The organism is Bacillus sp. JHAA, from assembly GCF_036961585.1.
Taxonomy (GTDB): domain Bacteria; phylum Bacillota; class Bacilli; order Bacillales; family Bacillaceae; genus Bacillus; species Bacillus velezensis.
The window spans coordinates 139,490-162,188 of sequence record NZ_JBAMDE010000006.1; the positions used below are offsets into that span (position 1 = coordinate 139,490).

At 46.0% G+C, this 22,699-nt stretch carries 21 protein-coding genes; 17 read left to right on the forward strand and 4 right to left on the reverse strand.

All coding sequences use genetic code 11. The features are described from left to right. Positions 1-236 precede the first annotated feature (236 nt). From iolA to fba, 10 genes are all read left to right on the forward strand, one after another. Positions 237-1,700 (forward strand): methylmalonate-semialdehyde dehydrogenase, encoded by a 1,464-nt coding sequence (iolA, locus tag V7728_RS15095; RefSeq protein WP_099567221.1) that lies wholly within the window; start codon positions 237-239, stop codon positions 1,698-1,700. Between the two features lie 73 nt (positions 1,701-1,773). Then, positions 1,774-2,589, forward strand: a complete 816-nt coding sequence (gene iolB, locus V7728_RS15100; RefSeq protein WP_032867923.1) for a 5-deoxy-glucuronate isomerase — start codon at positions 1,774-1,776, stop codon at positions 2,587-2,589. A gap of 23 nt (positions 2,590-2,612) precedes the next feature. Beyond that, the gene (iolC, locus tag V7728_RS15105; protein WP_007407838.1) at positions 2,613-3,605 is read left to right on the forward strand and encodes a 5-dehydro-2-deoxygluconokinase; all 993 of its coding nucleotides are present in this window, start codon (positions 2,613-2,615) and stop codon (positions 3,603-3,605) included. Positions 3,606-3,629: 24 nt separating this feature from the next. Beyond that, positions 3,630-5,543, forward strand: a complete 1,914-nt coding sequence (gene iolD / locus V7728_RS15110; protein WP_082998171.1) for a 3D-(3,5/4)-trihydroxycyclohexane-1,2-dione acylhydrolase (decyclizing) — start codon at positions 3,630-3,632, stop codon at positions 5,541-5,543. Positions 5,544-5,558: 15 nt separating this feature from the next. After that, a complete protein-coding gene (iolE, locus tag V7728_RS15115; RefSeq protein ID WP_082998172.1) occupies positions 5,559-6,455 on the forward strand; it encodes a myo-inosose-2 dehydratase in 897 nt (298 codons plus the stop codon). Positions 6,456-6,467: 12 nt separating this feature from the next. Further along, positions 6,468-7,763 (forward strand): MFS transporter, encoded by a 1,296-nt coding sequence (locus V7728_RS15120; protein ID WP_032867917.1) that lies wholly within the window; start codon positions 6,468-6,470, stop codon positions 7,761-7,763. A 22-nt stretch (positions 7,764-7,785) separates the two neighbouring features. After that, positions 7,786-8,820 (forward strand): Gfo/Idh/MocA family protein, encoded by a 1,035-nt coding sequence (locus V7728_RS15125; protein ID WP_082998173.1) that lies wholly within the window; start codon positions 7,786-7,788, stop codon positions 8,818-8,820. Between the two features lie 19 nt (positions 8,821-8,839). Continuing rightward, positions 8,840-9,709 carry a sugar phosphate isomerase/epimerase family protein gene (locus tag V7728_RS15130; protein WP_082998174.1) on the forward strand — a complete coding sequence of 290 codons (870 nt, stop codon included), beginning with the start codon at positions 8,840-8,842 and terminating at the stop codon, positions 9,707-9,709. A gap of 88 nt (positions 9,710-9,797) precedes the next feature. Then, positions 9,798-10,640, forward strand: coding sequence for a 2-keto-myo-inositol isomerase (gene iolI, locus V7728_RS15135; protein WP_007407832.1), 843 nt, complete (start codon positions 9,798-9,800; stop codon positions 10,638-10,640). A gap of 2 nt (positions 10,641-10,642) precedes the next feature. Further along, positions 10,643-11,515 carry a class II fructose-1,6-bisphosphate aldolase gene (gene fba, locus V7728_RS15140; RefSeq protein ID WP_041482478.1) on the forward strand — a complete coding sequence of 291 codons (873 nt, stop codon included), beginning with the start codon at positions 10,643-10,645 and terminating at the stop codon, positions 11,513-11,515. 310 nt (positions 11,516-11,825) lie between these two features. Here fba and V7728_RS15145 read toward each other — a convergent pair whose 3' ends face one another. From V7728_RS15145 to V7728_RS15155, 3 genes are read right to left on the reverse strand one after another with little or no spacing between them, the layout of a single operon-like run. Then, positions 11,826-12,560 carry an ABC transporter permease gene (locus V7728_RS15145; protein WP_012118839.1) on the reverse strand — a complete coding sequence of 245 codons (735 nt, stop codon included), beginning with the start codon at positions 12,558-12,560 and terminating at the stop codon, positions 11,826-11,828. Between the two features lie 16 nt (positions 12,561-12,576). Then, entirely contained in the window at positions 12,577-13,335 is a 759-nt protein-coding gene (locus tag V7728_RS15150) for an ABC transporter permease (RefSeq protein ID WP_012118838.1), read from the reverse strand. Continuing rightward, positions 13,332-14,243: an ABC transporter ATP-binding protein gene (locus V7728_RS15155; protein WP_099567220.1), complete on the reverse strand. Its 912-nt coding sequence runs from the start codon at positions 14,241-14,243 to the stop codon at positions 13,332-13,334. The genes V7728_RS15150 and V7728_RS15155 overlap by 4 nt, the downstream gene beginning before the upstream one ends. Positions 14,244-14,485: 242 nt before the next feature. Here V7728_RS15155 and V7728_RS15160 point away from each other — a divergent pair, with 242 nt between their 5' ends. From V7728_RS15160 to V7728_RS15190, 7 genes are all read left to right on the forward strand, one after another. Further along, positions 14,486-15,208, forward strand: a complete 723-nt coding sequence (locus V7728_RS15160) for a response regulator transcription factor (protein ID WP_012118836.1) — start codon at positions 14,486-14,488, stop codon at positions 15,206-15,208. Then, positions 15,205-16,644: a sensor histidine kinase gene (locus V7728_RS15165; protein WP_099567219.1), complete on the forward strand. Its 1,440-nt coding sequence runs from the start codon at positions 15,205-15,207 to the stop codon at positions 16,642-16,644. Before V7728_RS15160 ends, V7728_RS15165 begins: the two co-directional genes overlap by 4 nt. Before the next feature lie 149 nt (positions 16,645-16,793). Then, positions 16,794-17,483, forward strand: coding sequence for a two-component system response regulator YxdJ (yxdJ, locus tag V7728_RS15170; protein ID WP_099567218.1), 690 nt, complete (start codon positions 16,794-16,796; stop codon positions 17,481-17,483). Continuing rightward, a complete protein-coding gene (gene yxdK, locus V7728_RS15175; protein WP_023357208.1) occupies positions 17,480-18,457 on the forward strand; it encodes a two-component system sensor histidine kinase YxdK in 978 nt (325 codons plus the stop codon). The genes yxdJ and yxdK overlap by 4 nt, the downstream gene beginning before the upstream one ends. Positions 18,458-18,600: 143 nt before the next feature. Next, positions 18,601-19,374 (forward strand): ABC transporter ATP-binding protein YxdL, encoded by a 774-nt coding sequence (gene yxdL, locus V7728_RS15180; RefSeq protein ID WP_015240899.1) that lies wholly within the window; start codon positions 18,601-18,603, stop codon positions 19,372-19,374. Continuing rightward, a complete protein-coding gene (gene yxdM, locus V7728_RS15185; RefSeq protein ID WP_099567217.1) occupies positions 19,349-21,217 on the forward strand; it encodes an ABC transporter permease YxdM in 1,869 nt (622 codons plus the stop codon). Before yxdL ends, yxdM begins: the two co-directional genes overlap by 26 nt. Positions 21,218-21,230: 13 nt before the next feature. Continuing rightward, on the forward strand, positions 21,231-21,578 hold the full coding sequence (locus V7728_RS15190; RefSeq protein ID WP_076424800.1) for a YxeA family protein: 348 nt from the start codon (positions 21,231-21,233) through the stop codon (positions 21,576-21,578). A gap of 40 nt (positions 21,579-21,618) precedes the next feature. Here the strand turns inward: V7728_RS15190 and V7728_RS15195 are convergent, their stop codons facing one another. Next, positions 21,619-22,581: an iron-hydroxamate ABC transporter substrate-binding protein gene (locus V7728_RS15195; RefSeq protein ID WP_025285529.1), complete on the reverse strand. Its 963-nt coding sequence runs from the start codon at positions 22,579-22,581 to the stop codon at positions 21,619-21,621. Positions 22,582-22,699: the final 118 nt, after the last annotated feature.

Below are 22,699 nucleotides of genomic sequence, written 5' to 3' on the forward strand. Positions count from 1 at the left end.
GGGCTTACAATGTAACCAAGAAATGACCAAAACATAACCTGTAAAATCAAAAGTGAAAGATGTAACCGTTTGCTTTTTCCGGTACATGACCAACTTTTACATGGAAAAATTGGGAGTCACCATCATTTTAGCATTTGTAAGCGTTTAATTCATGTCTTTTATATGTAAAAGATGAATATATTCATCCGTTATTATCCAGCTGAACAGGATGTTTACTATTTAAGGAGGCAATGAGAATGGCAGAGATCAGAAAACTGAAAAACTACATCAATGGTGAATGGGTTGAAAGTAAGACAGATCAATATGAAGACGTTATCAATCCGGCTACAAAAGAAGTGATGTGCCAGGTTCCGATTTCTACGCGGGAGGATGTGGAATACGCCGTCCGCTCAGCGTCAGAGGCGTTTCAAACATGGTCAAAGACGGCAGTGCCGCGCCGTGCGAGAATTCTATTTAACTATCAGCAGCTTCTCCAGCAGAACAAAGAAGAGCTTGCCCGTCTGATTACTTTGGAAAACGGTAAAAACACGACGGAGGCACTCGGTGAAGTGGGACGCGGAATTGAAAACGTCGAATTCGCAGCGGGCGCGCCGTCACTCATGATGGGCGATTCACTTGCCTCTATTGCGACGGATGTAGAGGCGGCGAATTACCGCTATCCGATCGGGGTGGTCGGCGGTATCGCACCGTTCAACTTCCCGATGATGGTCCCGTGCTGGATGTTCCCGATGGCGATTTCGTTAGGAAACACGTTCATTCTGAAGCCGTCTGAGCGCACGCCGCTGTTAACGGAAAAACTGGCAGAGCTGTTTGAACAGGCCGGCCTTCCGAAGGGCGTCTTCAATGTCGTGCACGGCGCGCATGACGTCGTAAACGGCGTTCTTGAACATCCGGAGATTAAAGCCATCTCATTCGTCGGTTCAAAACCTGTCGGCGAGTATGTTTTCAAAAAAGGCAGCGAACATTTGAAACGCGTGCAAGCGTTAACGGGCGCGAAAAACCATACGATCGTGTTAAATGACGCCCACCTTGAAGATACGGTGACAAACATTATCGGTGCGGCATTCGGTTCGGCAGGAGAGCGCTGCATGGCATGCGCGGTTGTGACGGTTGAAGAGGGAATCGCCGATGAGTTTATGGCGAAATTACAGGAAAAAGCAGCGGACATCAAGATCGGAAACGGACTGGATGACGGCGTGTTCTTAGGCCCGGTCATCCGCGAGGACAACAAAAAACGCACGCACAGCTATATTGAAAAAGGCATCGAAGAAGGAGCGAGACTTCTTTGTGACGGGCGTGAAAACGCAACGGAAGACGGCTATTTCGTCGGACCGACGATTTTTGACAACGTGACGACGGATATGACGATCTGGAAAGATGAAATCTTTGCGCCCGTTCTGTCGGTCATCCGCGTGAAAAACTTAAAAGAAGCGGTGGACATCGCCAACCAGTCTGAATTTGCGAACGGCGCGTGTCTGTTCACTTCAAATGCGAATGCGATCCGCTACTTCCGTGAGAATATTGACGCGGGAATGCTCGGCATCAACCTTGGCGTGCCGGCGCCGATGGCATTCTTCCCGTTCTCTGGCTGGAAGTCTTCTTTCTTCGGCACATTGCACGCAAACGGAAAGGACAGCGTCGACTTCTATACACGTAAAAAAGTCGTGACGGCACGATACCCGTCTCCTGACTTCAATTGATCTGACAGCCGGCCCTGACGGCTTTGTGATTCCGTCCGGGTTTTCTTTTACCATCCATTAAGGAGGAATAAACATGAGTCATTTGCTGCGCAAACCGCAGGCCGATGAGATTTCTCAAGGCGTGAACATCATACATGACGTCACTTCAGCCAATTCAGACCTCAAATACGTCGGATTTAAAGTCGTTGACCTCACTCCCGGTTCCGCATATACAGAAGATTTGAAAAAGACGGAGTGCTGCATCGTTGCGGTAACGGGAAAAATCACCGTCACTGATTATGATCAGACATTTGAAAGCATCGGCACCCGTGAAAGCGTATTTGAAAGAAAACCGACGGACAGCGTTTATGTGTCCAATGACCGCTCTTTTGAAATCACAGCGGTCAGCGGGGCGAGGGTCGCGCTGTGCTATTCTCCGTCCGAACACCAGCTTCCGACAAAGCTGATTAAAGCGGAAGACAACGGTGTGGAACATCGCGGCAAGCTGGCAAACAAACGAACCGTTCATAATATTCTCCCCGATTCAGATCCATCGGCAAACAGCCTTCTCGTTGTTGAAGTTTACACGGACAGCGGCAACTGGTCGAGCTATCCGCCTCATAAACATGACCAAGACAATCTGCCGGCTGAATCCTTTTTAGAAGAAACCTATTACCATGAAACGTACCCGCCGCAGGGGTTTGTCTTCCAGCGTGTGTACACGGACGACCGCTCGATCGATGAGACGATGACCGCAGAAAATGAAAACGTTGTCATCGTGCCGGCGGGCTATCACCCGGTTGGTGTTCCGGACGGGTATACCTCTTACTACCTGAATGTAATGGCGGGACCGACACGAAAATGGAAGTTTCATAATGATCCGGCCCATGAATGGATCCTGGAACGCTAACAAGTGAGGAGTGGCAGATAACGATGAAATATACATTTAATGAAGAAAAAGAGTTTGATATTGTCGCGATCGGACGCGCGTGTATTGATTTGAACGCGGCGGAATACAACCGGCCGATGGAAGAAACGATGACGTTTTCTAAATATGTCGGCGGCTCCCCGGCAAATATTGCGATCGGCAGCGCCAAGCTCGGATTAAAAGCCGGTTTTATCGGCAAAATCCCGGACGATCAGCACGGCAGATTCATCGTTTCTTATATGCAGGGAAAGGGCGTTGATACGTCACAAATGACCGTTGACAGAGAAGGGCGCAAAGCCGGGCTCGCTTTTACGGAAATTCTCAGTCCCGAAGAGTGCAGCATCCTGATGTACCGGGATGACGTGGCGGATTTGTATCTTGAGCCGTCCGAAGTCAATGAAGGCTACATCGCAAACGCGAAAATGCTGCTCGTATCAGGTACGGCGCTTGCGAAAAGCCCGTCGCGCGAAGCCGTCTTAAAAGCGGTGCATATCGCAAAAAAACATGACGTAAAAGTCGTGTTTGAGCTCGACTACCGTCCGTATACATGGCAATCGGCAGAAGAAACAGCCGTGTACTACACGCTGGTGGCGGAACAATCCGATATCGTCATCGGTACGCGTGACGAATTTGACGTAATGGAAAACCGCAGCGGCGGAAATAACGATGAAACCGTCCGCCATTTGTTTGCGCACTCCGCTGACCTTGTCGTCATTAAGCACGGCGTTGACGGATCATACGCATACAGCAGATCGGGAGAAGTTTTCCGGGCGCATGCCTATAAAACAAAGGTGCTGAAGACCTTCGGAGCGGGTGATTCCTATGCGTCCGCCTTCATCTACGGACTTGTCAGCGGCCGGGATATTGAAACGGCTTTAAAATACGGGAGCGCTTCCGCTTCCATCGTCGTCAGCAAACACAGCTCCTCAGAAGCAATGCCGGCTGCCGGTGAAATCATCGAACTGATTGAAGCGCAGCACAGTCTTAACGGTAAATAGAACGTATAAAAGGTGGGATCGTTTGTGGGTAAGACAATTCGCTTAACGACAGCACAAGCGCTGATTCAATTCTTGAACCGGCAGTACATTCATGTTGACGGAAAAGAAGAGCCGTTCGTTGAGGGCATCTTCACGATTTTCGGCCACGGAAATGTGTTGGGGATCGGGCAGGCGCTTGAGCAGGACGCCGGGCACCTGAAAGTCTATCAAGGCAAAAACGAACAAGGCATGGCGCATGCCGCGATGGCATACAGCAAGCAGATGCTGAGAAGAAAAATTTACGCGGTATCGACATCGGTCGGTCCGGGTGCCGCTAACTTGACGGCTGCCGCGGGTACGGCGCTGGCCAATCATATCCCGGTGCTGCTGCTTCCGGCCGATACCTTTGCGACGAGGCAGCCTGACCCGGTGCTTCAGCAGGTGGAGCAGGAATACAGTGCCGCCGTCACGACAAACGATGCGTTAAAGCCCGTGTCCCGCTATTGGGACCGCATTACCCGACCCGAGCAGCTGATGAGCAGCTTAATCCGGGCGTTTGAAGTGATGACAGATCCGGCAAAAGCGGGCCCGGCGACCATCTGCATTTCTCAGGATGTAGAGGGAGAAGCATTTGATTTTGATGAAAGCTTCTTTGAAAAACGCGTTCATTACATTGACCGGATGCAGCCGAGCGAGCGTGAACTGAAAGGCGCCGCGGAAAGAATTAAGCAGAGCAGCCGTCCCGTCATTTTAGTGGGCGGCGGCGCGAAGTACTCCGGCGCGCGTGAGGAATTAATCGCGCTTTCTGAAACATACGGCATTCCGCTTGTCGAAACGCAGGCCGGCAAGTCAACGGTTGAAGCCGATTTCGCCAACAATCTGGGCGGCATGGGCATCACGGGCACCCTCGCCGCAAACAAAGCCGCCCGCCAGGCTGATCTGATCATCGGTGTCGGCACACGGTACACGGACTTTGCGACATCCTCGAAAACGGCGTTTGATTTTGACAAAGCAAAATTTTTGAATATCAACGTCAGCCGCATGCAGGCTTACAAGCTTGACGCGTTTCAGGTCGTAGCCGATGCGAAAGTGACGCTCGGCAGGCTGCACGGCTTATTAGACGGATATAAAAGTGCATTCGGCACGGCGATTAAAGACTGGAAAGATGAATGGCTGGCTGAACGGGACCGGCTCGGCAAGGTCACTTTTACACGTGACGCGTTCAAACCGGAAATAAAAAACCATTTCTCACAGGATGTGTTAAACGAGTATGCCGACGCGCTCGGGACTGAGCTGCCGCAGACAACGGCGCTGTTGACCATCAATGACACGATTCCTGAAGATAGCGTCGTCATCAGTTCGGCGGGATCTCTTCCGGGGGATCTGCAGCGGCTGTGGCATTCCAATGTCCCGAATACGTACCACCTCGAGTACGGCTATTCCTGCATGGGGTATGAAGTATCAGGCACGCTCGGCCTCAAGCTGGCCCATCCCGACAAAGAAGTCTATTCACTCGTCGGCGACGGAAGCTTTCTGATGCTGCACTCAGAGCTGATTACCGCGCTTCAATATAACAAAAAAATCAATGTCCTGCTTTTTGACAACTCGGGATTCGGCTGTATTAACAACCTGCAGATGGATCACGGGAGCGGCAGTTATTTTTGCGAGTTCCGCACAGAGGACAATCAGATTTTAAACGTTGATTACGCGAAGGTGGCAGAGGGCTACGGCGCTAAAACATACAGAGCCAATACGGTTGAAGAACTGAAAGCGGCGCTTGAAGATGCGAAAACGCAAGACGTATCCACTTTAATTGAAATGAAGGTTCTGCCGAAAACGATGACGGACGGCTATGACAGCTGGTGGCATGTCGGCGTGGCGGAAGTGTCGGAGCAGGAAAGCGTTCAGCGGGCATACGAAGCGAAAGAGATGAAGCTGAAGTCTGCGAAGCAGTACTAGAGGGGAGGCATCACGATGGGCAAACAAGATATTCTGTGGGGCATCGCTCCCATTGGGTGGCGCAATGACGATATGCCGGAAATCGGAGCCGGGAATACGCTGCAGCATTTGTTAAGCGATATTGTTGTCGCCGGCTTTCAAGGTACGGAAGTGGGAGGGTTTTTCCCTGAACCCTCCGTCCTCAATAAAGAGCTGGCTCTCCGGAACTTGCGGATTGCGGGGAAATGGTTCAGCAGCTTTATCGTACAAGACGGTATTGAAAAAACGGCTGAACAATTTACAGAACACTGTGATTATTTGCAGAAAGTCGGAGCGGATGTCGCCATCGTTTCTGAACAGACGTACAGCGTTCAGGGCTTGGACATTGATGTATTTAAGGAAAAACCGCACTTCTCAGATGAAGAATGGGATACGCTGTGCCAAGGCTTGAACCGTCTCGGGAAAATCGCTGGCGAATACGGGCTGGACCTCACGTTTCATCATCATCTCGGCACAGGCGTCCAGACGGCGGAAGAAGTTGACCGGCTGATGGATGGAACGGACCCGCGGTATGTCCATTTACTTTATGATACCGGCCATGCCTATATCTCGGACGGAGACTATATGACGATTCTCAACAAGCATATGGATCGGATCAGACACGTTCATTTCAAGGACGCCCGGTTTGACATTATGGAGCGGTGCAGACAGGAAGGCAAGTCATTCAGGCAGTCGTTTTTACAGGGCATTTTTACGGTTCCCGGCGACGGATGCATCGATTTTACCGAAGTATACCGAACGCTCGTCCGTCATGATTATTCAGGCTGGATCGTCATCGAAGCCGAACAAGACCCGGCAGTCGCCAATCCGCTTGAGTACGCGCTGATTGCAAGAAAGTACATCGACAGTGAACTGCTTGATCCTGCAAATTAGAGGGGGACTTATATGAATAGTGCCAAGGCGGAATCAGCTTTCAGCAAAAGGACCATCGCCGCAGCATTAGCAAATTACATTGATGCAGGTTCCATCGTGGCAGGATCAGCGGGTTTATCTATGTGGGTCAGCTACTTGAAGCTGTCCGACAGCCAGATCGGATTGCTCGGCGCCTTCAGCGCAAACGCGATATCAGCGGCCATCGGAGCGCTGCTCGGCGGGTATTTGGCTGATAAGGTCGGCCGAAAAGCTGTATACACAAACAGTATGCTCGTCTACGCCTTAGGAATTTGTTTGGTTTTGTTTGGATTCAACTTTCCCATGCTGTTATGCGGATACATGATTATCGGGATTTCTGTAGGCGCGGATATTACGGCTTCATGGACCATTATCGCGGAAAACGCCCCTGAGAAAAACCGGGCGAGGCATTGCGGAGTGGCGCAGGTGGCGTGGGCCGCAGGAGCCGTTGTGGTTCTGCTGTTATCCGTTTTGGTCGGTGACCTCGGGCTTTTAGGAAATAAAATTGTCTTTGCGCATCTATTGGTGATCGCCCTGATCACATATGTGATAAGAAAGCGTTTACCTGAGTCGGATGCCTGGAAAAACAGTGAAGAGCGGCCTGCCGCCGTGAAAAAAACATCTTATTTTGACCTGCTTCAGCCGAAATTTTTCAAGAACATTTTGTTTTTAATGGGTGTGTTTCTCGTATGGAATCTCGCCGCGGGCGTCATGGGATTCTTCATGCCGTACATCTACCAGCAGGTCGGCGGCGTATCCGCAAATACGGCCAACATTCTGCAGATGGCCCTGTTTATCTTCACCGGGCTCGGCGTCGCCTGTATCTTCATGCCTTTTGCAGATAAATATCGGAAAACGGTGTTCGGAATCTGCGCATGTATGGCCGTTGTCGGCTGGTCGCTGTTTTTACTGCCGTTTCAGGGGCTCCCGATGCTGCTTTTGTTTGTTTTAGCGATCGGCATCAATAACGGAGCCGGCCAGCAGGCGAACTACCAGCTGTGGGCAAGCGAGCTGTTCCCGACAGAACACAGAGCGTCAGCACAAGGGCTCATGTTCTTTCTCGTCCGTATTTCAATCGGAATTTGGAGTTTATTTGTGCCGGTCATCATGTCACAATTCGGCATCGGTTTTATGGCCGGTATTCTGCTCATATGTGTGACGGCCAGTATGATCATCGGGCTTGTTTTCGCACCGAATACGTCCGGCAAGTCGCTTGAACAAATACAGGAGGAACTGTACGGCGCTCCTCAGGACGGCAGCGAGAAAAGAAAGACGAGAACCATTATTTGATTATCAGAAGGAGTGGCGATCAATGAATTTACGTATAGGTGTTATCGGAACCGGTGCTATCGGAAAAGAGCACATCAACCGCATCACAAATAAGCTGTCCGGAGCGGAAATTACCGCTGTCACAGATGTGAATCAGGAGGCCGCGCAGCAGACCGTTCAGGATTTCAATTTGAACGCCTCCGTTTATCCTGATGACGACAGCCTCCTCGCTGCTGAAAACGTGGATGCCGTCTTAGTGACAAGCTGGGGCCCGGCTCACGAGTCCAGCGTTTTGAAAGCGATTCAGCACGGCAAGCACGTGTTTTGTGAAAAGCCGCTTGCGACAACGGCAGAAGGCTGTATGCGCATTGTCGAGGAAGAAATGAAGACGGGAAAACGATTGGTGCAGGTAGGTTTCATGCGCAGGTATGACAGCGGTTACGTTCAGCTGAAAGAAGCGATTGACAACCGCGTGGTCGGCGAGCCGCTGATGATTCACTGTGCGCACCGCAACCCGACAGTCGCATCGAATTATTCAACGGACATGGCCGTCGTCGATACGCTCGTTCATGAAATTGATGTCCTCCACTGGCTCGTCAATGACGACTATGAATCCGTACAGGTGATCTATCCGAAGAAATCAAAAAATGCGCTGCCGCATCTGAAAGATCCGCAGATGGTCATCATCGAAACAAAAGGCGGCATCGTCATCAATGCCGAAATCTACGTGAACTGTAAATACGGCTACGACATTCAATGTGAAATCGTCGGGGAAGACGGCGTTATCAAGCTTCCGGAACCGTCAAGCATCAGCTTGAGAAAAGAAGGGAAATTCAGCACCGATATCCTGATGGACTGGAAGCGCCGATTTGTGGCTGCGTATGATGTGGAAATTCAAGACTTCATTGATTCGATCCGGAATAAAGGTGAAGTCAGCGGTCCGACGGCATGGGACGGTTATATTGCCGCGGTGACAACTGACGCGTGCGTAAAAGCTCAGGAATCCGGACAGAAAGAGCCTGTGGCGCTGCAAGAGAAACCGGCATTCTACCAATCATTTACGACTGTGAACAAATAATAGATCGGGAGTGAAAGAAATGAAACTGGCCTTAGATCCATCCATGTACCGCGATGATTTAACGTTAGAAGAAATGGTCTATAAAACGGCGGAACTCGGATACGAATATATCGAACTGTCTCCGCGCGAGGATTTTTGTCCTTTCTATAAATATCCGAAAGTCGATTCAGCAAAAATCAAACAATTGAAGCGCCTTTTAAAAGATACAGGTGTGAAGCTGTCTTCTCTTCTTCCGCTTTACCACTGGGCGGGTCCTGATGAAGACCGCCGTCAGGCCGCCGTGCGCAACTGGAAACGGGCGATCGAAATTGCGGTTGAACTTGAAGTGGATTTGATGAACAGTGAATTCAGCGGTTCAAAATATGATCCGTTGACAAGTGAAGAAAAATTTATCAAATCCATGGATGAACTGCTGCCCATCTTTGAAAAAGAAGGCGTTAAACTCAATCTGCAGGCTCACCCATACGATTTTATCGAAACGCACAAAGGTGCGATGGATATGATCCGCGCGCTTGACAAGGATTGGATCAATCTTGTCTACTCGACTGCGCATACGTTCTTCTATGATGACGGAAAAGGCGATATTGCGACCATGTTTGATGAAGCCGGCGACCGCCTCACACATGTTTTATTTGCAGATACTTTTAATCATAAAGCGGCGCATGGCCTGCGCTACATCGTCAACCCGCCTGACGCGAAAGTAACGGTTCACCAGCATTTGGACATCGGGCAAGGCGAGGTTGATTTTGAGACGATTTTCAGAAAGATGAGAGAGATGAAATTCGACGGAATTGCGACGAACGCCGTTTTTGCTTGGGTCGGCGAAAGAGCGGATGAATCAAGCCGGACCACGCTTAAGAAATTAAAGGAAGAATTAGGCATGGCATAAGCTGAGTACGGAGTTCGGCGGAGCGGGGCAAACAAGCCCTCCTGCCGGACTCCCTTCATATCGAAAACGTTGGATGGGAGAGGCTGACATGAAACTTTGCTTTAATGAAGCGACTACGCTGGAGAATTCAAACCTGAAACAGGATTTAGAACTGTGCGAAAAGCACGGCTATGATTATATTGAAATCCGCACAATGGATAAGCTGCCGGAATACTTAAAAGACCATTCACTGGCCGATCTGGCGGAATATTTTCGAACCCATCACATTAAACCGCTTGCCCTGAACGCACTGGTTTTCTTCAACAACCGTGATGAGAAGGGCTATAGGGAGATCATTTCGGAATTCAAAAGCATGATGGAAACCTGCAGGACGCTCGGCGTGAAATATGTGGTGGCCGTGCCGCTTGTGACAGAGCGGAAAATTTTGAAAGAAGAGATCAAAAAGAGCAGCATAGAGGTGCTGACTGAGCTTTCGGACATCGCGGAGCCGTACGGCGTAAACATTGCCCTTGAATTTGTCGGCCACCCGCAATGCACGGTCAATACATTTGAACAGGCGTATGACATCGTGAACGCTGTCGGCCGCGATAATGTCGGACTGGTGTTTGACAGCTTCCATTTCCACGCGATGGGCTCCAATATTGAGAGCTTGAAGCAGGCGGACGGAAAGAAAATTTTCATCTATCATATCGACGATACAGAAGACTTTCCGATCGGCTTTTTAACAGATGAAGACCGCGTCTGGCCTGGACAGGGTGCGATTGACTTAGACGCCCATCTGTCAGCGTTAAAAGAAATCGGATTCAATGATGTTGTCTCCGTAGAGCTGTTCAGACCTGAATATTATAAGCTGACTGCGGAGGAAACGATCAAAACGGCAAAGGAAACAACGGAAGCCGTCGTATCAAAATACTTCATGAAGGAGGCGTGAACATGGCTTTTGTCACCATGAAACATCTTCTTGCAGAAGCGAAACGGGAGCATTATGCAGTCGGCCAATTTAATATCAACGGCCTCCAATGGACGAAGGCGATTCTGCAAGCGGCGCAAAAGGAGCAATCGCCGGTCATCGCCGCGGCTTCCGATCGTCTGGTCGACTATTTAGGCGGATTTAAAACGATTTCCGCCATGGTCGGCGCGTTAATGGAAGAAATGGCGATTACCGTTCCCGTCGTGCTCCATCTTGATCACGGGAGCAGTGCGGAACGCTGCAGACAGGCCATTGACGCCGGATTCAGCTCAGTGATGATTGACGGCTCCCATCATCCGATTGATGAGAACATCGCGATGACAAAAGAAGTCGCCGATTATGCCGCTAAGCACGGCGTCTCAGTAGAAGCAGAAGTCGGCACGGTCGGCGGCATGGAAGACGGGCTGGTCGGCGGGGTCCGCTATGCCGATGTCGCCGAATGTGAGCGGATCGTCAAAGAAACCAATATCGACGCGCTGGCCGCCGCCCTCGGCTCCGTCCACGGCAAATATCAAGGTGAACCGAATCTCGGATTTAAAGAAATGGAGGCTATCTCCCGCATGACTGATATTCCTCTCGTTCTTCACGGAGCATCCGGGATTCCGCAGGAACAGATCAAAAAAGCCATCACGCTCGGCCACGCGAAAATCAATATCAACACGGAATGTATGGTCGCCTGGACAGAAGAAACACGCCGCATGTTTCAGAAAAACGGTGATCTGTACGAACCGCGCGGCTACATGACACCCGGCATTGAAGCCGTGGAAGAGACAGTACGAAGCAAAATGAGAGAGTTCGGATCAGCCGGTAAAGCTGTAAAACAGCAGGTCGGCTGATGAAAAGCACTCACAACATCGTGAGTGCTTTCGTCTTTCCGTTTATGTCCTTCTCGCGTTTCACCAAAGTATCACAATCAAATCAACCTGTTCATCTTTACAGGCTCTTTCAATCCAAGCGATTTGTTACAGCTTGCCCCCTCGTTTACTATAGTTATGAAAACTAGAATTCGTTATTATCCTTTTCTTTATCGATGACGTCGGTAACTTTCTTTCTTTTGTTAAAAAAATCCATAAGTCATGTATCTTTGTCTTTCGCAGTGATTTCATTATTACCTTGTCTCGAATTCTCATAAGTACCGCATATACCCTACGTAAGGTCTCGTTTAGTAAAATTTCTTATTCCGTAAACCAGGAGACCGAGACATGTTATTACCATAATTGAGTAAAATAGGAAGTTTGATTGAATCGGTGATTCATCTTCGGGTGACATTGCTAACATAGGCTGTGTCCATGGATATACTTGACCTAATGGTGTACTGGCAATAATAATGGCCGGTAATGTAAAAACAATGCTAACAGCGAGTGGTATGCCAAATGTTTTAGACCTAATTGAAACAATAAGCTGCAATAAAATTAATGGTAAACAAGCTAAGATCCCTCTAATTCCATAACCTAGAATTGTAAGTAAAGGAAGACTCCCGCTTATGCCTAACATATAACCGAATCCAATAAATAAGAGGATTAAAATGAACATACTAATGAATATCATGCGGACCACTGTTAGAAACTTTCCCAGAAAGATATCTGAGTGTTTGACTGGTAAGGCTAGAAGCTGTTTCCAACCGCCTCCTACATGTTCCCCCCTGCAAACAAGGGCGGCGAAAATTCCCACTACGATAGGCAATACAAAAGGGCCCATAAATAAGGCAACTTGTGTCCAAGCCTCTACCCAGGGATTGTCTCCAGGATTCATAAAAAGGTTATAGTTTTTAATAAAGTTCGTGTATGCCAGGGATACACCTAACAAAGGCCCTAATAAATAGATGATCCATAACTTTGATCGCTTAAGCTTTAAACGTTCTACAAATAAAATGTTTTTCAAGTATTTCGCCTCCTTTTTACAAAGCATCCCGTTTAGCAAAATGAATAGAGCCTAGAAATAATATAATTATCCCTAAGAAAAGGCTAATGCAAAGGTAAGATGAAAGATCTGGGTTATATCCTATACCTTCATACTGCAGAATGACTGTCGAAGATTGACTAGGATAAGCCAGCGGAAACCATCTCGTTGATTGAGCAGCTGCCAAAAACAAACCCATTATAGATGATATTGATCCTACAAGAATTGAGAATGCTTGGTTGCTAAACACCATAGATAACCATATCTGGAATGCCATTATAGGCAGTACTGTAACTAACATGCTGTAACTATCTCCAAACAAAAGTCCCCAAGGTACACTACCTTCGAATCCTACCAGTTTGCCTAGCAGTACCATGCCGAGCAAGAAGATTGTTGACGAAATAAATAAACTGACTACTAAGCAAATAAATTTACTTACATAAATTCGCATTCTAGATACGGGAAAAGAAAGGGTTTGCTTCCATCCGTTTGCTTGATGTTCTATATTTGCTATTATTGACGCAGAAAGTGTTGCGGCTAATGGAAAACCCAGACCAAATAACAAACTGTTATCATACAGTAAATACATCCACATTGATCCAGCATGGAACATTTCAGCTTGTTTTTCCACGTATTCAGATCGATAAGTAAGATTTACCAACTCATATGCTATAATGAGTAAGGGAACCAATAAGACTACAATCAATAACGACGAACGTTTCAGTTTTAATTGATCTGCCCATAATAACTTTTTCATAGACTTCCCTCTGTACCAGTTAATTCTAAAAAAATATCCTCAAGCGATCGTGTCTTTTCTTCAAGTCGAAATACAGACAGCCCTGAATGAAGAAGTATGGAATTGATTTCTGAAACAAATTCCGGTTCTGTTTGAGACAGCCACAAATCATTTTTTTGTAAATCAACCTTTAATCCTTTCCTGTTTAGTATTGTTTTTGCTTCGATTACGTCACTAACACCGACTTTTAATAGTGGTTTTCGTTTTTGATGTAAACTTGCAATCGAGTCCTGGAAAATCATCCTTCCATTGTTAATAATCCCCACTTGAGTAGCCATTTGATCTATTTCACTCAATAAGTGGCTGGATACAATAACACTCATTCCCGATTTAGGCAATTCTTTAATTAGCTCTCTTATTTCTTGGATACCGGATGGATCTAAACCGTTTGTCGGTTCATCCAGAATTAATAAATCAGGACTGCTTAACAGGGCAACTGCAATTCCCAAACGTTGTTTCATTCCAAGGGAATACTCCTTAGTCAGTCGATTTGCTACTTTAGATAACCTTACAGTTTCCAATACTTCATTGACTCGTTGTTCCGGAAGTCCTCGTAACCTCCTAACAGCTTCTAAGTTTTCGTAAGCTGTTAAATTACCATAATAAGTTGGAGATTCTACCAGTGACCCGATTCTTTGCAATATCTGCAAACGATTCTTGTTTAGGTTTTGGCCAAAGATTTCGATGCTTCCTTTTGTTGGTTTAATTAAACCTAATAACATTCGGATGGTTGTTGTTTTACCAGCACCATTCGGTCCAAGAAAACCATAAATTTCGCCGCGCCTAATCCTTAAGTTTAATCCATCAACTGAAGTATGCTTTTTATACTTTTTAGTTAGATCGTGTGTTACCACTATTTGATCATTCATTTGTCTCTCACCTCACTTTTATCATAAGCGATGTTCTTTAAACACAAACGAAACTCTTCCTAAACATTCACTTAACGACATCCCTGGTTTATTTTCTGTATGTAGTTATATTGATACCTGAATATCAAGGTCGAAAATTTAAAAGAATATTCTGAACCCTTAACGAAAGTTAAATTCTTTCCTTTTCTGACCTTTATGTCATTGATCTCATATAAAATAAGAAATAAAAAGGAGGGTAACTTATGACGTTAGAAGAGAACAAAATCCTCATGGTGGATGATGACGAACATATCTTAAACTTATTAATAACTTGCTTTGAAAAGGAAGGTTTCAGCAATATTTCCACAGCTATGACAGGGAGCGAAACCCTTCTGAAAATCGATCAGGAACTTCCAAATATTATTTTATTAGATGTCATGCTTCCGGACACTGATGGCTTCACCTTATGCAGCAAAATACGCTCCCATACAAATGTGCCGATACTCTTCTTAACGGCAAAAACAACAGATTTAGATAAATTGCAAGGGTTTAGTTTTGGGGGGGATGACTATATTACTAAACCATTTAATCCACTAGAAATTGTAGCTCGTGTAAAAGCCCAATTAAAGAGAATGACTCAACTCTCTTCTTCTTACCCTCTAAAACAGGTATACGATTATGAATATTTTAAAATAGATCCCAATACCGGCAGACTTGTTGTTAACGGGACAAGAATCGATTGCCCTGCTCAGGAAATGAAACTTCTGATTTATTTCTGTGAACATCCCAATCAAATTTTAAGTAAACACCAAATTTATAAAGATGTGTGGGGGGAGTTTTATGGCGGAGATAGTACTGTAATGGTACATGTAAGACGATTACGTGAAAAATTAGAGGAAGACCCGAGCAGACCAAGATGGATTAAAACGGTTCGAGGACAGGGCTATATATTTGAAGCAGAGCCTATAGATGAGGATTTATTTTGAAGCTGAGAAATAGGATAGCATTTTACTTCGTATCGAGACTTTTTTTACTCATGTTTATTTGGGGTCTGCTCATTGTGGGCAGTATCATATTTTTCATCCTCGTCTTAGGTCAGAATAAAATGGAAACGCCGCACTTATCCTTAAAAAAAATTGTTGACCAAACAGTTGTTGCAGATAAACAATTTTCAATAAATACGAAAGCAAAAGAAGATTTATTAGAGAACCGAATGTGGATTCAAATTTTAGATGAACAAGGAGATGAGGTTTTTTCTTTTAATAAACCTAAAAATATACCTAAGCATTATATTCTTGGAGAGTTAATATCAGATTACATGTATCCTGCCAAAAAAGGTTATCAATTATCTACGTGGTATGAAACGAAAAACAATCAGGATTTAACATGGGTATGGGGAAAACCGATGGAAAAAAATAACCCTTTTTTCTATTGGGTGAATAACTTGTGGATAGTTTCTATTATTATGGCAGGGATTGTAATTGCAATATTTTACGGAAAAAAACTAGGTGCTCCCCTGCTGTTTATTGTATCTTGGATTGAGAATTTGTCTAAAGAAAAATATGAAGAACCTTATGATTGGAAGTTTCATTCAAGCAAATATAGACATAATAAATCTGGATATAAGACCTATCAAGAATTAATGCAAGCTCTGTCTGAACTTACCTCAACGCTTCAAAGGAATAAGGCTGAGAGAGAGTTGTTGGAAAAAACAAGAGAAGAGTGGATGGCCGGTGTCTCACATGATTTAAAAACCCCTCTTTCGGTTATTAAGGGATATACGGTTCTTTTATCTTCAAATGAATATGAGTGGGAAAATCAGCAAGTGCGTGATTTTTCCTTAATAATGGAAGAACGTGTCGAATATATGGAAAAGCTGATTGAAGATTTCAACTTAACTTTTCAATTGAAAAATGAGTCGCTTCCAATCCATCTTGAAGAAAAAAACGTAGTGAAAGTAATTCATGACACTTTAGAAAAAATGAAGTTGCTACCGGAGTCAGAAAATAAGAGATTCGCTATAGAATCCAGTCACAATAAGATACTTTTTAATATGGATGAAAGGTACCTAAAGCGCGCAGTTGAAAACTTGATTGCTAATTGTATTAAACATAATCCTCCGGGCACTAAAATAAAGGTCATATTATATCATGACGTGTTACATGACAATGAAATACAAATTATAATAGAAGACGATGGAATAGGAATGGACGAAGAGACGGTTGAATGTTTATTTGATCGGTATTTCAGAGGGACAAGCGCTTCGTCAAATAACTCAGGGACTGGATTAGGAATGGCTATTGCTCAACAAATTATCAAGGCACATGGGGGAAATATTGATATATATAGTCAGCCGGGAATTGGCACAAGATTTAAAATTACCTTTCCGAGTCCGCCATCTAAGTATAACAATGTCAATTAGAAATAATCGATCTTACATTGAGAAAGGGAGAAGCGGGTCTTTTATAAAGGCCCGCTTTCTCATGTTGCAGAGAACCGATGAAAGCATTATGATGGGGGCATCAAATAATGAGGGCTCCGAAAAGCCGTATCCTTTTGGAGGATGGTTGCATGAATAAAATCATGATTGTGGAAGACAGTGAAGACATTCGCGGACTATTGCAGAATTACCTTGAAAAATACGGATATCAAACCGTGGCCGCTGCGGATTTCACGGCTGTTCTTGATGTTTTTTTGCGGGAAAAGCCTGATGTGGTGCTGCTTGATATCAATCTGCCGTCTTATGACGGCTATTATTGGTGCCGCCAGATCCGCCAGCATTCTACAAGCCCGATCATTTTCATCTCAGCCAGAAGCGGGGAAATGGATCAGGTAATGGCGATTGAAAACGGCGGAGATGATTATATCGAAAAACCGTTTTCTTATGATATTGTGCTGGCGAAAATCAAAAGCCAGATCCGCAGGGCATACGGAGAGTACGCCGCCAAGCAGGGAGAGAAAGTGGTTGAATATGCCGGTGTGCAGCTCTTTGTGGAACGGTTTGAACTGCGCTTTCAGGACGAAAAAAGCGAGCTTTCTAAAAAAGAAAGCAAGCTTTTGGAAGTGCTGCTCGAGCGGGGAGAAAAGGTGACGGGAAGAGACCGGCTCATGGAAAAGACGTGGGACACCGACATTTTCGTCGATGATAATACACTTAACGTGTATATCACGCGGCTCAGAAAAAAACTGCGGGAGCTGAATGCGCCTGTTTCCATTGAATCGGTGCGGGGCGAAGGCTACCAGCTGAGGGGGCTGTCATGAAGCTGTTTCTCCGGTCTCATGCCGTGCTGATTCTGCTTTTTCTCCTTCAAGGGCTGTTTGTTTTCTTTTATTACTGGTTTGCGGGTCTTCATTCTTTTTCCCACCTGTTTTACATATTGGGCGTGCAGCTTCTTATTTTGGCGGGATATCTTGCCTATCGCTGGTACAAAGACCGCGGTGTGTATCATTGGCTCAGCTCGGAGCAGGAAGGGACGGACATCCCGTATCTCGGTTCTTCAGTGTTTTGTTCAGAGCTGTATGAAAAGCAGATGGAGCTGATCCGGATGCAGCACCAGAAGCTCCATGAGACCGAAGCCAAGCTTGACGCGCGGGTGACGTATATGAACCAATGGGTGCACCAAGTAAAAACGCCGCTGTCGGTCATTAATTTAATCATTCAGGAAGAGGATGAGCCCGTCTTTGAACAAATCAAAAAAGAGGTCCGGCAGATTGAATTCGGGCTTGAGACGCTTCTTTATTCTTCAAGGCTTGACCTGTTTGAGCGGGATTTTAAAGTTGAAGCGGTTTCTTTATCAGAGCTTCTCCAATCAGTCATTCAAAGCTATAAACGATTTTTTATTCAATACCGGGTCTATCCGAAAATGGATATTCGCGATGATCATCAGATTTACACCGATGCCAAATGGCTCAAATTTGCGATCGGCCAAGTGGTCACAAATGCGGTCAAGTATTCGGCAGGCAAGAGTGACAGACTGGAGCTGAATGTCTTCCGCGATGAAGACAGGACGGTGCTTGAAGTCAAAGATTACGGTGTCGGCATACCCTCGCAAGATATCAAGCGGGTGTTTGACCCTTATTACACCGGCGAAAACGGACGGCGTTTCCAAGAATCTACGGGAATCGGCCTTCATCTCGTCAAAGAAATTACGGGCAAGCTCAATCATACGGTGGACATCAGCTCGTCCCCCGGTGAAGGGACATCGGTCCGATTTTCATTTCTTACAAAAATGTAAGGCTGCGTTAAGAAAACAACATAGCTCGTTTTGTTTCCCCTTGATAACATGGATTTATGTCAAGGGGATTTTTATGTTAAATGCCCCGGCACTACATGAAAGCAGCCCAGACCAACAAGAATAAAACCATAAGGAGGATTTTCATGGCGAATATGCTTGAAGTCAAACATATAAATAAAACCTATAAAGGACAAGTGTCCTATCAAGCTTTAAAACAAATTTCGTTTTCAATAGAAGAAGGCGGGTTCACGGCGGTGATGGGACCGTCCGGCTCCGGAAAAACAACGCTTTTGAATATCATTTCAACGATCGACCGGCCGGATTCAGGCGATATCCTGATTCACGGAGAAAACCCGCACCGGCTGAAGCGGACAAAGCTCGCTCATTTCCGCCGCAAGCAGCTCGGGTTTGTGTTTCAGGATTTCAACCTTCTGGACACGCTGACGATCGGTGAAAATATCATGCTGCCGTTAACGCTTGAAAAAGAAGCGCCGTCTGTCATGGAAGAAAAACTGCACGGCATCGCGGCAAAGCTCGGAATCGAAGACCTGCTCAACAAACGGACGTTTGAAGTATCCGGCGGACAGCGCCAGCGGGCCGCCATCGCAAGAGCGGTCATTCATAAGCCGTCACTCATTCTGGCCGATGAACCGACGGGAAACCTTGATTCCAAAGCGTCAAAAGACGTCATGGAAACGATGCAGAGCCTGAACCAGGATGATCATGTCACGGCTTTGATGGTGACCCATGATCCGGTTGCGGCAAGCTACTGCCGCCGCGTCATCTTTATAAAAGACGGCGAACTGTTTAATGAGATTTACCGCGGGGAAAACCGCCAAGTCTTTTATGAGCAGATTCTTGATGTGCTGTCTATGCTGGGGGGAAACGCAAATGACCTTTCTTCAGTTCGCTTATAAAAACGTCACGAGAAACAAAAGGGCCTATCTTGCTTTCTTTTTAAGCAGCGCTTTTTCCGTTTTGATTTTCTTTACCTTTGCGATGTTCCTGTTTCATCCGGCACTAAAGGAAGGCTACCTGAATAACATCGCCAGAAAAGGCTTAACCGCCGCGGAATGGATGATCTTTGTTTTTTCTTTCTTATTTGTTCTGTATTCGGTTAACGCATTTTTGAAATCGAGAAATAAAGAATTCGGCATCCTGCTGATGCAGGGTATTACGCCGGTGCAGCTGAGAAAGCTCATTACGGCGGAAAACATGATCATCGGCGTCATGTCGATCGCAGCGGGGATTATCGGAGGCTTCATTTTTTCGAAAACGTTCTTTACGGTCGGCGCTTATATTTTAGAAATGGACGCGCTGCCTCTGTACATGCCTTGGAAAGCGCTCGGCATTACGGCCGGCGGATTTCTGCTCTTATTTTTCCTTTTATCGCAGTTCACGATCCTTTTTGTCAGATCAAATACGGTGATCAAATTAATAAAGGGCACTGACAAGATCAAGCCGGAGCCGAAGCCGTCCGTGCTTCTGTCTATATTCGGCATCGCCTGCCTGTGCGGCGGGTACGGCATGGTTTTAAAAGGCAATGTCCATGGGACTCAACCGTTTATCATTTTACTGCTTACCGTCATCGGCACGTATTTCTTTTTCAGCCAAAGCAGCATCTGGATTCTGCGCGCGCTGAAGAAGTGGAAAACCTTTTATCTGCGCGGGAAAAATGTCATTTGGGTTTCTGACCTTGTCTATCGATTAAAAGACAACGCCCGCCTGTTCTTTATCGTCAGCATTATTTCCGCGGTAGCGTTTACGGCGACGGGCGTGCTCGCGATGTACAAATCGACTGTCGGGGCGGAAGAGTCCGCTTATGAGATGGAGTATTTATCTTACAGCGGCAACCCAAAAGAACAGACTCATTTGAAAAAAATTGACCATGAACTGAAAACACACGGCTTTACGTATAAGAAAGACAAAATAAATGTTTCCTATGTCCGCTATCAGGAAGGAGAAACTGTTCCCCCTGTTTACATGATCAGCAAATCGGATGTGTCAACATACTTCCATGTCAAGCTGAACGGCCTGAAACATGATGAGGCTGTCTATTTCCCGGGCACGTATGACCGCAATTTCAAAAACGAAGCGCCGGATCAGCTGAAGCTGCTGAACCAAAAAGGCAAGCCGTCTGACCAAAAACTGACGGTAAAAGAAGTCGAAAAACCGCTGATTTCATTAAATGCCGTCATTGCGGTGAACGATCAAACCTTTGATCAGCTTAAATCACTCGGTGAAAAAGCGTCATTATACGGCTACAGCTATGATCATTGGAAAGACAGTCTTGGGATCAGCCAATCCTTGAAAAATGAGATTTACGGCAACTATATCGACGTGCATTCTGATTTTATGGCAAAAGCCGGGACGTACTATGATACGGTGCAGCTGCCGAGCCTGAGTTTATTTATCGGCCTGTTTATCGCAATTGTATTCTTTGTCGCGGCAGCAAGTTTCTTATATTTCAGGCTGTTCACTGATTTAGATGAGGACCGGGAGCGCTACCGTTCACTGGCTAAAATCGGCCTGAGTGAGCGTGAAATGGCACAAAGCGTGACGATACAATTGGCGATTCTCTTTTTCTTTCCTTTCGTCATTGCCGTCATGCATACGCTGTTTGCCTTGAGAACATTGGCCGTGGAAGGCTATTCCGATGTAGCGGGGCCGCTCAGTTTCACTATCGGAGGGTTTTTCATTTTTCAGCTTCTGTTCTTCCTCACAGTGCGGTCAAGCTATTTGAAAAAAATGAACAAGTAAGGGGAGTGCGCAGATGAAAAAAGCATTGGCAATCCTGGCCGTCTTGGCGGCCGCTGCCGTCATATACGGACTTCTCTTTTTTCATAACGATGTTACAGACAGATTTAATCCGTTTATTCACCAGCAAGATGTCTATGTACAGATTAATCGAGATGGCAAACATCTTAGCCCGGGCGGTACTGAGTATACATTAGACGGATACAACGCATCCGGGAAAAAAGAAGAAGTGACCTTTTACGCCGCGAAAGACCTTCGGAAGAACGCGTATTTGAAGGTGAAGGCGAAAGGAAAGTATGTCGAGACCTGGGAAGAAGTCAGGTTTGAAGATATGCCGGGCTCCGTACAGTCAAAATTAAAGTGAACAGGAAAAACGGCACAGTGTCATGACTGTGCCGCTTTTTTTATTTTTTATTTTCTTCAGCCCGTTTGATCAGCATGTCGGTGATGATATCCATCTGTTTGCTGACGGCAATCGGGTCATAAGGATAGAAGGTGTTGAAATCGTTGATAAAGACACGATTGTTTTTTACGGCATCGAGATTTTTCCAAACGGATGAATCTTTCAGACGCTCAAATGTTTTGCTTTCTCCATTCGGATTGTAATCGGTAATGAACATATAATCAGCCGCATATTGAGGGATGACCTCTTGGGAAACCTGTTTCATGGCGCCCGTTTTCATGATGTCTTTTTCAATTTTGGCCGGCGCTTTCAATCCGAGCGCGTTATAAACGGCTTGGCCGCCGCGGCCGGAATTGTCATTGAAAATCCAGATTTCGCCTTTATCCGTCGTTTCATAAAGGCCGACTGTCTCGTCTTTGCCGATCACGTTTTTGAGGCGCTTTTGATTCGCTTCGGCTTTTTTGTTGAAGTCTGCCATAAAGCTTTTGGCTTTATCCTTCGCCCCGGCAATGTCGCCGAATAGGCTGACCGTATCTTTCGTATTCTTTGCGGTGTTAAAAGGAATGACAATCGTCGGTGCGATTTTCGATAGTTTCTCGTATTGGTCATCCTTCATCAGCACGATTAAATCAGGCTTCAGCTGCATCACTTTCTCCACATTGACGGGATTGCCGATGTCCGTGGTGTTTTTCAGCTGTTTTTTGATAAACGGATTTTTGAAAGCCCATGAGCCCGCCCCGACGACATTTGCGTCAACGGACAGCAGCTCACCTGCATAAAAGTCAGTGACGATCCGTTTCGGATGTGCGGGTATGTCAATATTTCCTTTTGTTGATTCATATGTACGCATGTCTGTCTTTCCTTTGCCTGATGCCGATCCGTTGTTTTCCTTCGCGCCGCTGCAAGCGCTTAATGCGAAAACAAGCAGAAGTGCCAGGCCGATCAGCCATGATTGTTTCTTCATAATGATCCCCCTATTTCAGTGATAATGATTATCATTATTAATATAGCAGGAAGACGTCATTCCGTCTATGTTTTTTATAGAAAACCTTCCTTGATTATCCATGTTATAGTAGTAAAGG